At 35.8% G+C, this 12,836-nt stretch carries 11 protein-coding genes and 4 tRNA genes; all 15 read right to left on the reverse strand.

Annotated elements, in window-relative coordinates; genetic code table 11:
• Window positions 1-30: 30 nt before the first annotated feature.
• On the reverse strand, window positions 31-909 hold the full coding sequence (locus tag AC3EMB_RS27085; protein WP_000713633.1) for a radical SAM/SPASM domain-containing protein: 879 nt from the start codon (window positions 907-909) through the stop codon (window positions 31-33).
• Between the two features lie 221 nt (window positions 910-1,130).
• A complete protein-coding gene (locus AC3EMB_RS27090) occupies window positions 1,131-3,149 on the reverse strand; it encodes a GAF domain-containing sensor histidine kinase (protein ID WP_095689925.1) in 2,019 nt (672 codons plus the stop codon).
• A gap of 79 nt (window positions 3,150-3,228) precedes the next feature.
• Window positions 3,229-3,708: a 23S rRNA (pseudouridine(1915)-N(3))-methyltransferase RlmH gene (rlmH, locus tag AC3EMB_RS27095; RefSeq protein ID WP_095689924.1), complete on the reverse strand. Its 480-nt coding sequence runs from the start codon at window positions 3,706-3,708 to the stop codon at window positions 3,229-3,231.
• Between the two features lie 59 nt (window positions 3,709-3,767).
• A complete protein-coding gene (locus AC3EMB_RS27100; protein ID WP_001052833.1) occupies window positions 3,768-3,953 on the reverse strand; it encodes a CxxH/CxxC protein in 186 nt (61 codons plus the stop codon).
• Between the two features lie 53 nt (window positions 3,954-4,006).
• Complete coding sequence (locus AC3EMB_RS27105; protein WP_000008031.1) at window positions 4,007-5,182, reverse strand: S1C family serine protease; 1,176 nt, start codon at window positions 5,180-5,182, stop codon at window positions 4,007-4,009.
• A 63-nt stretch (window positions 5,183-5,245) separates the two neighbouring features.
• On the reverse strand, window positions 5,246-6,040 hold the full coding sequence (locus AC3EMB_RS27110) for an MBL fold metallo-hydrolase (protein ID WP_000522837.1): 795 nt from the start codon (window positions 6,038-6,040) through the stop codon (window positions 5,246-5,248).
• Window positions 6,024-6,866, reverse strand: a complete 843-nt coding sequence (locus AC3EMB_RS27115; RefSeq protein WP_000383720.1) for a two-component system regulatory protein YycI — start codon at window positions 6,864-6,866, stop codon at window positions 6,024-6,026. The genes AC3EMB_RS27110 and AC3EMB_RS27115 overlap by 17 nt, the downstream gene beginning before the upstream one ends.
• Window positions 6,847-8,163: a YycH family regulatory protein gene (locus AC3EMB_RS27120; RefSeq protein ID WP_000061569.1), complete on the reverse strand. Its 1,317-nt coding sequence runs from the start codon at window positions 8,161-8,163 to the stop codon at window positions 6,847-6,849. The genes AC3EMB_RS27115 and AC3EMB_RS27120 overlap by 20 nt, the downstream gene beginning before the upstream one ends.
• Entirely contained in the window at window positions 8,160-10,001 is a 1,842-nt protein-coding gene (walK, locus tag AC3EMB_RS27125) for a cell wall metabolism sensor histidine kinase WalK (RefSeq protein ID WP_000755367.1), read from the reverse strand. Before walK ends, AC3EMB_RS27120 begins: the two co-directional genes overlap by 4 nt.
• A gap of 3 nt (window positions 10,002-10,004) precedes the next feature.
• Window positions 10,005-10,712 carry a cell wall metabolism DNA-binding response regulator WalR gene (walR, locus tag AC3EMB_RS27130; protein WP_000971865.1) on the reverse strand — a complete coding sequence of 236 codons (708 nt, stop codon included), beginning with the start codon at window positions 10,710-10,712 and terminating at the stop codon, window positions 10,005-10,007.
• Between the two features lie 281 nt (window positions 10,713-10,993).
• Window positions 10,994-11,066 (reverse strand) — tRNA-Phe (locus AC3EMB_RS27135).
• Window positions 11,067-11,107: 41 nt separating this feature from the next.
• Window positions 11,108-11,183, reverse strand: a tRNA-Asp gene (locus tag AC3EMB_RS27140).
• Window positions 11,184-11,205: 22 nt separating this feature from the next.
• A tRNA-Glu gene (locus AC3EMB_RS27145) sits at window positions 11,206-11,277 on the reverse strand.
• Window positions 11,278-11,290: 13 nt separating this feature from the next.
• Window positions 11,291-11,366 (reverse strand) — tRNA-Lys (locus AC3EMB_RS27150).
• A 140-nt stretch (window positions 11,367-11,506) separates the two neighbouring features.
• Window positions 11,507-12,796 (reverse strand): adenylosuccinate synthase, encoded by a 1,290-nt coding sequence (locus AC3EMB_RS27155; protein WP_000100229.1) that lies wholly within the window; start codon window positions 12,794-12,796, stop codon window positions 11,507-11,509.
• Window positions 12,797-12,836 lie beyond the last annotated feature (40 nt).

Below are 12,836 nucleotides of genomic sequence, written 5' to 3' on the forward strand. Positions count from 1 at the left end.
GCCCTCGCTTTATGAGGGCTTATTTCATATTTACTTCCCAAACCTTTTACGATATCCACATTTCCTACAAAGCTCTTCAACCGCAACTCTTTTGGAAAATCCATCGACAATGTTTGTTGCTCTTTCACCTTCTATAATGTTAGAAAATGAATCGTTATTAATATTTCCAAGGTTAATAATCCCTTCACCATCTAAACAACAAGGAATAACCGTCCCATTCGCTAAAATCCCTGCTTGATTACGAAGTCCATGACAGAATCCTTTCCCATCATCCTCTTCTTCATGTAATGCTGGCCACTGGAATTCATAGTCTTGATTAATAAAGACACGTTCTGCAATTTTTATACCTTTTCCTGGTGTAAGCTTCTCTTCAATCTGATAAGATAGATCAAATTCATTTTCAATTATAGATAATAACTCCCTATTTTTCTGAATTTCAGCATTTGTTTTATTATCCTGAGTTAAATTCCATAACCTTAACGATACAATTAAATCTGATTGACTTGTCGCTTCCCTAATGAAGGAAAGTATACTCCTTACATAGCCCTCTTTATCTTGCGAACCTGGGTGTCCATCAAAACTATGCAGTGAAAAATTCATTTGTCTTAACGCGGGCTTATTTAACAGCCTATGCCTTCTCTTATTAATTAACGTTCCGTTCGTTGTAATATTAACTTTAAACCCTTTTTCATGACTTAAGTCTAATAGTTGATCTATTTTCGGATGGAGCAACGGCTCCCCCTTCACGTGCAAATAAATGTAGTCTGTGTGAGGTTTAATTTGGTCTAATCTTTTAGCAAAATCCTCTACAGAAATGAATTGCTTCTGCCTTTCCGTCGGCGGACAAAAGCTACACGCAAGATTACATACACTCGTAATCTCCAAGTAAAACTTCTTAAACTTCTTCACCTTTAATTCCTCACTTCTCTAACTACTTATACTTTTTTCCTCTTCATATTACAGCATATTTTTATGGAAATAGAAACATACTTATTTTAGGAAATCTACATACCATCTAATAATATTTAAAAGACCATCGGTAATTTTTGTCCAATGGTCTCTTTATCCTTTTTATATGCAAAGAATAAATTTATTTATGATACGGTTCATCATAACTATTCTAAATAAGCTTATTTTTTATTATTTTCATAATTAAATTTAACAAAAAAGGTAGTGCCTTCTGATCCTGTTTTAATTTCTATTTTTGCGTTATGGCGGGCAGCAATGGCATAACATACACCTAACCCCAATCCAGTTCCATTATCTTTGGTCGTGTAAAATGGCGTACCCAGTTTCTCTAATACTTCAGGCCTAATACCTTTTCCTTGATCCTGCACTGCAAGCACCACACAATTTTGACCTTCCTTGTAGGTGCTAATGGTTAGAACTTTCCCTGTATCCATCGCTTCTAAGCCATTACGATATAGATTCATTAATAATTGCCGTATCTCATTACGATTTAAAAGTAATTCCGGAATGTCATTTGTATCGACTTGAATATACTTATTTTGATTGTGCGTATCAACCTTTATTAAAGGAATAATATCGCGGATAATTGAATTTAAATCTAACATCTGTAAATCCAATTTCCTTGTATTCCCCATTGAGAGAAATTCAGTAATAATAGAATTGGCACGGTTAAGTTCTTCAATCATTAAATGAAAGTACTTATTATGTTTCTCATAGGTATCCTCTTCTTTTAATAACTGCAAAAATCCTAGTACCGTTGTCATTGGATTTCTAATTTCATGGCTGATACCTGCTGCCATTTGCCCTATTAAATCAATGTTAGATAATCTTTTCAATTCCTGTTCATATTTCTTTTTTTCCGTTATGTTTTTAAAAATACAGCAAATACCATCATCATACGGGTATGCAATAACTTCGTGCCAATATTCATCTGCAGTAGAAAGAAATTCGAAATGAACTGTAGTTCGCTCTGACATTGCACGATGAAATTCCTTATACATAACTGTGTCGATGTCACTCGGGAAAACATCCCATATATTCTTTCCTAATACATCTTTTGCTGTTTTTCTTTGCGGAAAATATTGGTGCTTATTTACGTACGTAAATTCCCATTTATTATTTAAAGTAAAGAATCCATCCGTAATACATTCAATCACACTTGTAACTTTTTCATTAGCAGCAGCTAGCTCTCCCGTTCGCTCTTCCACTATACTTTCTAGTTTATCCATATATAACAAATTTGAAAACGTAGGGGCTGTGGCATCAACAATAGATTTTGCTAGTTGAATTTGAGAATTATCGTAATTGTGAGCTTTTCCTTCTTTACCAACGACGATTACCCCTAATACTTCTCCCATTGAAACCAATGGAATCATCAATAAATCCTTACTATCTATATTTTTTGTTTGAATAACCTCTTGGATCTTGGCTTCATAGCTTTTCTCTGTCCAATCCGCTTCTGTCCAATCACAGCCCTTACTTAATTTCGTTGTTTTAATCGTTGTTTTGTCTAGCGGATCTAGAAGATGGGCAGTCATATTTTTACTTTCTAAAATCTGATCTAAGTAAAAAAAGCATTTATCAAAACTCTCCTGTATTGAGGCACACATTGATAAATCACGGGTAACATTTAGTAACAGCTGCTTCTCAGCAATAAGGTTTTCCTTTTGTGTTAAATTATTTGCGTTTTGAATTGCGACCGCGGCCATATTTACATAAGCTTCAACACTTTGAATTTCTGAATCTGTTAAGTTCATCGGAATCCCATAATCAAATAAAAAAACCAGACCAAATAATTCTTGCCTAAATGAGATAGGCAGAGCTAATAAGGACTTAATTTTAAACGCATCAACGGGTCTCGGATCTGGTCGATGATCCTTTGAGGTATCAGGAATATAGATGGTTTTTTTCGTTTCAATAACTTCTTTTGCCAGTAAATCTACTTCAGGATCAATTACCTGAGTATCGAGCGTTACGCCATTTATGGTCTCTGGTTTTCCTGCAAACCCTCTAAATGTTCCATCTTCCTGGGGTAAATAAATTCCAACAGCATCGCACCTAACAATCTCCTCTGATATCGCCATTGTCACACGCCGTAATACTTCACGTAGTTCTAATTTTGTATTTATTATTTTTGTTATATTCGCGAGCCTAGAATATCTCGTCTGATCACTTACCATTCACATAGCCTCCAGTTATAGGCATAATAAAATAAATATGATAATATCAGCGTCTTACCTTTGTTTTACATAGAATACCTTACTTATGGTAAGGTTCCCCACGATTAATCCGAAACGCTCTATACACTTGCTCAAGCAACACTAATCGCATTAATTGGTGTGGTAACGTCATCTTTGAAAAAGAAAGTGATTCGTTTGAACGCTTCATTACTTCTGAACTTAGTCCGAGTGATCCACCAATTACAAATGCGACTTTACTCTTTCCGTATGTAGCAAGGCGATCTAGACTGACCGCAAATTCTTCTGATGACTTTTGCTTTCCTTCTATAGCTAATGCAATCACATGCATGTCATCAGAAATTTTATCCAGTATACGTATACCTTCTTTTTCCTTTACAATTAACATTTCTGCTTCACTTAAATTTTCTGGTGCCTTTTCATCTGGCAATTCAATTACTTCTACTTTTGCGTATGCTGATAATCGTTTTAAGTATTCTGCTATACCTTGTTTCAAATATTTTTCTTTTAATTTCCCAATTGAAATAATCGAGATATTCACACGTATCCTCCACCTTACAAACATGTTATCCACAAAACTTATCCACATATCCACAAACACTACCCACATATTGTGTGAGAATCTGTGTTCGATACAACATATGTCGCCTCATTTTGACAAAATTCACATGTTTTTTTCTCTTTTTCTGAGTTATCCACACTGTTGATAACCGGCGCAACTTCACACTCATCCACAATAATATCTAACGCTAATTCAACATGTTCTAAACAACAAGGTAAATTCATTTTCTTCACCTCACTTTTCTACAATAGAAAACAGGAGGTAGGCCCTCCTGTTTTTAATACTTTTGAATGCCTAATTTCACTGTTGTTGTTACTCTTTTTGTACCACGATAAAACGTAAGAGTCATTTTATCATTAATTTCCTTATCATATAAGGCCGTGCGGAATCCAATAATATCGCGAATCGGTTTTCCATCTACTGCCACAATAACATCATGTTCTCTTAAACCAGCATCCGCACCTGGCGAAGGACTTTTCACATCCAAAATACAAACTCCTTCTGTTACAGTACCTGGTAAATGTAATGTTTTTGACCAATAATAGTTTGGAATTTCATTTAATGACCTAAGTTCAATCCCAACATACGGTCTTCTTACTTTTCCATACTTCTCAAGTTCATTCATAATCGGAACAGCCCTAGTCACTGGAATAGCCAGTCCGATTCCTTCTACTTCTTTTGCAGCAATTTTCATTGAATTAATACCAATTAATTGTCCTGCTGCATTTACAAGCGCACCGCCACTATTCCCTGGGTTAATCGCCGCATCTGTTTGTAACACTTCTACTTGCCAATCATAATGTCCATCTTGATCTAAATCTACAGGGACAATACGTTCATTAGCTGAAATAATACCTTGCGTAACAGTTCCAGAGAATTGCAGTCCAAGTGGATTTCCAATCGCAATAACTGGCTCTCCTCTGCGAACAGTATTAGAATCGCCAATTTCAATTATTTTTTTCACATGCTTTGCATCTATTTCTAATACAGCTAAATCTGTGACTACATCGGTTCCTAATACTTTTCCAGGAACCTTTTTACCGTCACTTAGACTTACTTCAATACGATTCGCTCCAGCTACAACATGATTATTCGTTACAATATAAGCTTGACCATCTGTCTTTTTATAAATTACTCCTGATCCTGTACCAGCCTCTGAATCTGCCTCTGAAAAGTTATCTCGTTGAATGTTAATAACACCCACAACAGCTTCAGATGCACGATCAACAGCATCTACAAAGCTAATCTGTTTAATTCCTTGAGCTTCGGCCATATTACTTCCGCTTGCTTCAGCTTGCGGAAGCGTATCAGCAGAATTTGAAAATAAAGGAGCTCCAAACGCAAATAAAGAAGCTCCTACAATTGTTCCCGCTATACTAGAAAGAACTATACCTTTATGCTTCTTTTTCCCTGCACGTTTCATACGATAATTTTCTTCATCAATAAAGGACATATTTGTTCACCCATCTTCCTGAAAACAACTATATTCACCTTTATTGTTTACTAAAATGAAGAATTATACGTATTGAATTTTTGTAGGCATTTTTGGATCTGTATCGTGAATTTCAAAGGATTCACCCACTCCAAATCCTTTTTCCTCTAGTACTTGTGATACTGACATACGAGCTAGTTCTTTCATGTTATTATCTAAGCTTAAATGGGCTAAATAAATATGCTTTGTCTCATCTGTAATTACATCTGCCATCGCTAATGCAGCATCCTCATTACAAACATGCCCAACGTCGCTTAAAATGCGTCGTTTAATGCTCCATGGGTAACGTCCCATACGAAGCATTTCCACATCATGATTACTTTCAAATACGAAAGCATTAGCTCCCTTAATAACGCCCTTCATACGGTCGCTTACGTATCCCGTATCTGTAATAAGCGCTAATTTCCTATTATTATTATGGAAAGCATAAAACATCGGTTCAGCCGCATCATGAGAAACTCCAAATGATTCGACTTCAATATCACCAAATGTCTTCACATCCCCAACTGAGAAAATGAATTTTTGCTCAGTTGGGATATTTCCTATTAAATGTTCCATTGCATTCCATGTTTTCTCATTCGCATAAACGGGTAAATCATATTTTCGCGCCAATACACCTAACCCTTTAATATGATCACTATGCTCATGTGTTACAAGAATACCTGATACATCATTTATATTCAGTTCTGCTTGTTTAAATAAAGCCTCTGTCGCTTTACCACTTAAACCTGCATCGACTAGTAATTTTTTTTCATCGGTTCCTACGTATAGCATATTTCCTGTACTTCCACTTGCAAGTACGCTAAAATGCAACCCCATTATTTCTCACTCCAGTATGTTCATCAACCACTTGATTTTCCTTTTCCCCTAATTCCATAACTTGTCCTTCAATTGCATTCACAAAGAAGTCCTGCTTTTGCTCCGTTTTTAAATTCCACGTTGGAGCAAGTACTTGGTTATTAGAAGTAGATGCGGTAAGAGTGGCATAACCAATTTGCGCTTCTTTAACATGTGTATTTCCATGAATTTTATTTTTTAAATACAAATTTTCTAAAGCTGTTTGAGCCGTAATAATTTCTTGCTCTTTCGTTTTTTCACCTTCGCCCATTTCTTTTAAATCAGTTAGCATTGTCTGCGTATATGAAACAAGTTCATTTTTTTCATTTAATTCCACAACAATCATCGCCTGATTATTATAGAAAATAGGCTTATCTTTATATTTTTGGAAGAAATAAATTTTAGAGTCTTTCACCGCTCCAAATTCATACTTTTGTCCATCCAATACATAGTTCTTCAAAAATTCATTATACTTATCTTTTGATAATGATTTCGTATTTAAAAAAGGCTCTTTTAGCTTACTTTCTATCGTGTACATATTTTGTATATGCGCCGTTTGATTTTTCAAAGACTGTATATCATCTTCTTTAAAGGCTTTATTTTCCGCTCTAATAAATGACTCTTTCTTCGGTTCCTTAGGGATATTCCCTATAGTAATTTTATTTGCTTTTAATTCTTGATCTATCTTTGTTTCTGCAATAAGCTCCAATTGATTACTATCTTGCTTTTGAATGAATTGAAAAATGAGAAAGAGGTCCAAAACAAAAAAGGTCACAATAAATATGGTTTTAATTCGATCCCAATCCATTTAGTCCTCCCTCACTCCACTCATAGATTTGCTGTTTACCCGTTTCACCTTCAACAAGCTTTACATACCAAATTGGTTGTAGTCGAACTACTTGCCCATCTAGTGATAACTTGTATCCAATACCAATATCCTTAATTACTTGTTTCTTTATCTCTGGATTATTTTCTAGGGATGCTATTACAACATGCCCTGACGGAAGAGTAACTTTCTGTTCTATGCCTTTAGTATTTAAAGACAGCAACGGTCTTTCATATTCCATTACTTCTTCTGATCCCCATTTTTGTCTCAATTCAGCTAATCCATCTGTATTGAATACGGAATATCCATCTTCATGTAAGCGAAATACTGTCTCTCCTTTATTCATATAGTCCAAACGATATGAATCCAAACTTCCACTGTGACCACTTACAAATTCAAAGCTTTTTTGTAACAGCATTAAATTATCTATCGTTTTCTCAGTTAAGACAGAAGAGTTTTTATACTTTAGCATGTGACGATCGTTTTCAATTTCCATGGATCTAATACCATCTGTAAATGTTTCTTTCGATATCTCAGTAATCGGACTTAAATAACGAGGATCACTAAACAGAGCATTCTTAAACGTATCAACTGCTAAATTAGATGAAATATATGTTATATTGTTTAGCTCTGTCGTGCCATCTGGTAAAAATAACTTTTTCATATCATTGATTTGATAATCAAAATAGGGCTTTGCTGATACTATAAATTGATTTTGAGCATTTACAATATCTTTTAAATACACACCACTTAATTTTGCCTCATATATTTTAAAGTTATCACCATCAGAAACAAAGTTAATTTTAATTTCTTGATCCTTACTCCTAGAAGGATCAAGGAGAATACGATTAAAATGTTTAGGCTTATCTGTACTTTTCTCTTTCATGTTAAACATAGATTTAACTGCATCAAATGGGATATCAGTAGGGAAAACAAGTTCAATTTTCCCTTCACCATGCACATAGGATAGGAAATCACCCTTAGTGATTGATATCTCTCTAAACTCATGTAGTTCCCCTACTTCCAAAGGCTTATAGATTGATTCTATATCTGCCTCTCTTCTGCTCCCATAATGATTTTTATCTTTATGCACGATGATAGAAGTAGGACGGACAACATCGGAAATTTTAGTTTGATTCGTTCCTTCATTGCCCTGTACAAATTTTGCATTTTGCATGGATGTAGAATCTGGCACATACGTCCATAGGTTAAAAGTAAGAAACAGGCTAATTACAACTAGGTTAATTAAAACTATTGTTTTAAAGTTTTCCATACTCATTCCCAATCGTCCTCTTCATCTGCTGCCATTGGTAACGTGAAATAAATAGTTGTCCCTTTTCCTTCTTCACTCTTCGCCCAAATAGAGCCACCATGTGCCTCGATCATTTCTTTTGCAATTGCTAATCCAAGTCCCGTACCACCCATTTGTCTTGAACGAGCTTTATCTACGCGATAAAAACGTTCAAAGATTTTATCAACGTTTTCTTTTGGAATACCCATTCCTTGGTCACTTACGCTAATTTCTAATAAATCACCGCGATCACGTAAGCGATATGTTACTGTTCCACCTTCTGGTGAATACTTTAATGCGTTAGAAATAATGTTATACAGCACTTGAGTAATTTTGTCAGTATCCATATCAATAAACCTAGACTTCTTAGAGAAAGATCGTTTGAAACTTACATTTTGTTCTTTAGACATTTCAAATCGATCAATAATATTATTAAAGAAATCAGTAAAGTCGACCCATTCTTTCATTAAACGGTGCTCTGTACTATCAAGTTTAGATAGCTGTAACAACGCATTTACAAGTCTAATCATTCTTTCTGTTTCTTCTTGTGTAACCGTTAAAAATTGTGGTGCAATATTCGGATCCTGCCATGCTCCATCTGTAAGTGCCTCTAAATAACTGCGCATCGTCGTTAATGGCGTCCTTAATTCATGAGAGACATTCGCTACAAACTCACGGCGTTCCCTTTCTATACGCTCCTGCTCTGTTACATCATATAATACGGCAATTAAACCATTTGCCTTCCCTGTTTCTTTTTGAATAACAGAGAAACTAGCACGTAAAATATATGGTTCATTTCTCGTACTAAAATCTAATAAAACAGAATCTGGCTCTTCATATAAATGATCGAGCGTAAATTCTTCCTGTATCCCTAATACCTCTAAAACAGATTGATCAAGCGCTGTTTCACGAGAAACATTTAACATCTTTTCCGCAGGGTCATTTAGTAAAATAATATCCCCTTTTCGGTCAGTAGCAATTACTCCATCTGTCATATGAGATAAAACAGATGATAGTTTACGCCTTTCACTTTCTGTAGAAGAACGAGCTTGTTGTAATTTTTTTGATAAATTATTGAAGGATAATGCCAGTTGTCCAATTTCATCATGGCTATGCACCTTTACTTTTCTCGAATAATTTCCTTTTGCCATTTCGATTGCTTGTCTCCGCATATCTGAAATTGGTCTTGTAATTGTTTGAGCCAATAAAATCCCAAGTACGGCCGTTACTAATAAGGCAATTACTGTTCCCGTAGCAAAAATTTGATTTATATCCTTCATTTGTTTATATACATCTTCCATAGATGCAACGATGTATATAACACCAAGCGCATCCTTGCCGTTATCATCGAGAATCGGAGTAAGCATAACTTGAACACGATGGCCTGTACTACCATCCTTCTCAATTTTCACTTCTGGCTTTTTTTGCACCAACACTCGCTGAACAGCTATATCAGTTGATGTTCTATTCACCTTATTCTGCTTTGATTCATCTGAAATAGCCAGTAACTTTCTATGCGAATCAAATACACTTACCTCTTGTATAACTTTTTTTTGATCAGAGGCAAACTTTCGAATAGAAGTTTTAATCGTTTCATCTGTTGACTCTGTTTCTGCTTTTGTATAACTTTTTTTAAATTCTTGTTTCAAGTTATATGATAATAAGTTTGTTTGCTGCGTTAAAGAATCCCTAAAACCTTGTACTAGGCTCTTCTCTAATTCCCTTACAAAATATACCCCAATAACTTGCATCGCTATTAATATTAATAGCATATATATAAGCACAAATTTTAAATGAATAGATTGAAAAAAACCAACTTTCTTCATATACTATTCCTGCTCTGGGTCACGCAAGTAATACCCTACTCCACGTCTAGTTACAATTAAAGTAGGATGGCTTGGATTATCTTCAATTTTTTCACGCAAACGACGTACTGTTACGTCTACTGTGCGCACATCTCCAAAATAGTCATAACCCCAAACTGTTTGTAATAAATGTTCGCGTGTCATAACTTGTCCTAAGTGTTTCGCTAAATAATGTAGCAACTCAAATTCACGATGTGTAAGCTCGATATTTTCCTCGCGCTTCGTTACACTATATGCATTTGGATTAATAACAATTGGTCCAATAACCATTTCTGTATTTTCTTCTTTTTCTGCAGCACCACCTTGTTGGTGACGGCGTAAATTCGCCTTCACACGAGCAAGTAATTCTCTCGTGCTAAATGGCTTCGTTACATAATCATCTGCCCCAAGCTCAAGCCCTAATACTTTATCAATCTCAGAGTCCTTTGCTGTAAGCATAATAATCGGCATTTCTGAACTTTTACGTATTTCACGACAAACCTCTAAGCCATCTTTACCTGGTAGCATAATATCTAATAAAACCATATCTGGTTGTTCTTCATTAGCTTTTTCAATTGCTTCATCACCATCATGCGCCATTACTATTTCAAAACCTTCTTTTTCTAGGTTAAACTTCAAAATATCTGCAATCGGCTTTTCATCATCAACTACTAAAATTTTCTTTCCCATCATCGTCTATTTCCTCCTTATAAAAATATGGTCAATAATCCCTAAACATATTGATGTTTACATAGTATGTCCTATATGACCGCATCCTTTGTTTAAGTATTTTCTCCTCTATTCTCATAGACTCATGTATGATCCACTTTTACACGGAATCCTATACGATCTATAGAAAAACCTCTAGCTTCAACTGCTAGAGGCTCCTCGTTCTATTTTAAAATAACTACTCAGTTTTGTAAAATTACATAAATAAAAAGGATATTAAGTGGGCCCACTTAATATCCTGAGAGTGGCTCGGGACGGAATCGAACCGCCGACACGAGGATTTTCAGTCCTCTGCTCTACCGACTGAGCTACCGAGCCAAAACTATATATAAAACCACTAATGGTGGTATAAACAAAAGTGGCGGTCCCGACCGGGGTCGAACCGGCGATCTCCTGCGTGACAGGCAGGCATGTTAACCACTACACCACGGGACCAAAAATAAGCATAAAAAAAACATGACCCGTACGGGATTCGAACCCGTGTTACCGCCGTGAAAGGGCGGTGTCTTAACCACTTGACCAACGGGCCACGAAAAATAAAATGGTGAGCCATGAAGGATTCGAACCTTCGACCCTCTGATTAAAAGTCAGATGCTCTACCAACTGAGCTAATGGCTCATACTCACCAACGTCATATTTTCGTGACGACAAGATGTATCATAACATGTATTCTATATTCTTCGCAATACTTTTTTTCATTTTTTTATAAAAGATAAGAAAAAACTCATGCGGACATGAGTTTTTTCTAAAAATATCAATTAAGCTTCGTATACATTACGAACAATATTCGTTTGGTTACGATCTGGTCCAACTGAGAACATAGATAATTGAATTCCTGTTAACTCACAAACACGTTCTACGTATTTTCGTGCATTTTCAGGAAGCTCGTCTAATGATTTTACACCAGTAATATCTTCTGTCCAACCTGGAAGCTCTTCATATACAGGCTCACATTTCGCTAAAATGTTTAAGTTTGCTGGAACTTCATCGATAACTTCGCCATTGTATTTGTAAGCAACACAAATTTTAAGAGTTGGAATATCTGTTAAAACGTCGATAGAATTTAATGATAGATCCGTTAAACCACTAACACGACGCGCATGTCTTACAACAACGCTATCGAACCAACCTACGCGGCGCGGACGACCAGTTGTTGTTCCGTACTCACGACCAACTTCACGAATTTGATGACCAATTTCATCATTAAGTTCAGTAGGGAATGGACCGTCACCAACACGGCTTGTATATGCTTTACATACACCTACAACGCGAGTAACTTTCGCAGGACCAACTCCAGTTCCAACTGTCACACCACCCGCAATCGGGTTAGAAGATGTAACGAATGGGTACGTACCGTGGTCAATATCAAGCATAACACCTTGTGCACCTTCAAATAATACACGGTGATTGTTATCTAGTGCATCATTTAATACAACAGATGTGTCGCATACATATTGTGCGATTTGTTGTCCATATTCGAAGTACTCTTCAAAGATTTCTTCTACACTGAAACCTTCTGTATCGTACATTTTTTCAAACAAACGATTTTTCTCTACTAAATTGCGCTCAAGCTTCTCTTTAAATGCTTCACGATCTAAAAGATCAGCCATACGGATACCAATACGAGCAGCTTTATCCATATATGCAGGACCGATACCTTTTTTCGTTGTACCGATTTTGTTATCACCTTTACTAGCCTCTTCTAACTCATCTTGTTTTAAGTGATAAGGTAAAATAACGTGTGCACGGTTACTTACACGTAAATTATCAGTACTTACACCACGGTCGTGTAAGTATTTTAACTCTTCAAGTAATGCTTTCGGATCTACTACTAAGCCATTTCCGATTACACAAATTTTCTCTTTATAGAAAATACCAGATGGAATTAAGTGTAACTTATATTTAACTCCGCCGAAAACAATTGTATGTCCCGCGTTATTTCCACCTTGATATCTTGCAACTACTTCCGCATGCTCAGAAAGAAAATCAGTGATTTTACCTTTTCCTTCGTCGCCCCATTGTGTTCCTACAACTACTACTGAAGACATTATTAAAGCACCTCCGCAATTTTCAAACGATCTATTCAAA

The sequence above is a fragment of the Bacillus sp. LQ16 genome (genome assembly GCF_057784645.1).

Excerpts from the sequence above, each read along its gene's own strand:
- AC3EMB_RS27090 (WP_095689925.1), bottom strand. The coding sequence starts at position 3,149 with ATGGTAAGTGATCAGACGAGATATTCTAGGCTCGCGAATATAACAAAA.
- AC3EMB_RS27105 (WP_000008031.1), bottom strand. The coding sequence starts at position 5,182 with ATGTCCTTTATTGATGAAGAAAATTATCGTATGAAACGTGCAGGGAAA.
- AC3EMB_RS27100 (WP_001052833.1), bottom strand. The coding sequence starts at position 3,953 with ATGAATTTACCTTGTTGTTTAGAACATGTTGAATTAGCGTTAGATATT.
- walR (WP_000971865.1), bottom strand. The coding sequence starts at position 10,712 with ATGATGGGAAAGAAAATTTTAGTAGTTGATGATGAAAAGCCGATTGCA.
- AC3EMB_RS27115 (WP_000383720.1), bottom strand. The coding sequence starts at position 6,866 with ATGGATTGGGATCGAATTAAAACCATATTTATTGTGACCTTTTTTGTT.
- AC3EMB_RS27110 (WP_000522837.1), bottom strand. The coding sequence starts at position 6,040 with ATGGGGTTGCATTTTAGCGTACTTGCAAGTGGAAGTACAGGAAATATG.
- AC3EMB_RS27120 (WP_000061569.1), bottom strand. The coding sequence starts at position 8,163 with ATGAGTATGGAAAACTTTAAAACAATAGTTTTAATTAACCTAGTTGTA.
- AC3EMB_RS27155 (WP_000100229.1), bottom strand. The coding sequence starts at position 12,796 with ATGTCTTCAGTAGTAGTTGTAGGAACACAATGGGGCGACGAAGGAAAA.
- walK (WP_000755367.1), bottom strand. The coding sequence starts at position 10,001 with ATGAAGAAAGTTGGTTTTTTTCAATCTATTCATTTAAAATTTGTGCTT.